Here is a 682-nt window from a genome sequence, read left to right on the forward strand (position 1 = left end):
GTCCGGACCCTGAATGTCGATCTTGCCGAGCGTCGACGCATCGAGAATGCCCACGCTGTTGCGCACCGCGAGGCACTCGCGCTTGAGCGCGGCGTGCATGTCCTCGCCCTTCTTCGGGTAGTACCAGGGGCGCTTCCAGTTGCCCACGTCTTCGAACAGCGCACCATTGGCTTCGTGCCACTCGTGAATGCAAGTCTTGCGGATCGGGTCGAGGAAGTCGCCCAGTTCGCGGCCCGCCACGGTGCCGAACGTCACGGGCGTGTAGTTCGGGCGGAACGTGGTCGTGCCGGTTTCGGGAATCGTCTTGCCGAGCGCATCCGCGAGGATCGCCATGCCGTTGATGTTGCCGAGCTTGCCCTGGTCGGTGCCGAAGCCCATGGCCGTATAGCGCTTCACGTGCTCGACCGATTCAAAGCCTTCGCGCGCGGCAAGCAGGATGTCCGATGCGGCCACGTCGTTCTGGAAGTCGACGAACTGCTTCGGGCCACGCGGCGCGGCCTTGCGGCTACCCACGAGCCACAGCGGCTGCAACGGCGTTTCCGTGATCTCGGCAGCCTTCGGCACTTGTGGACGCGTCACCTTGAAGCCGAGCGACTTCGTCGCATCGATGCCGGCGTCGACTGCCTGAGTCAGGCCGCGTGCGAGGCTGAATTCGCCCACTGCCGCGCCCACGCTCACTTCC

At 65.2% G+C, this 682-nt stretch carries 1 pseudogene; it reads right to left on the minus strand.

Annotated elements, in window-relative coordinates:
- A pseudogene (locus HV773_RS36570) lies at positions 1–682 on the minus strand (sarcosine oxidase subunit alpha); the annotation flags it as partial.

This window comes from Paraburkholderia caffeinitolerans (genome assembly GCF_902859945.1).
Taxonomy (GTDB): Bacteria; Pseudomonadota; Gammaproteobacteria; order Burkholderiales; family Burkholderiaceae; genus Paraburkholderia; species Paraburkholderia caffeinitolerans.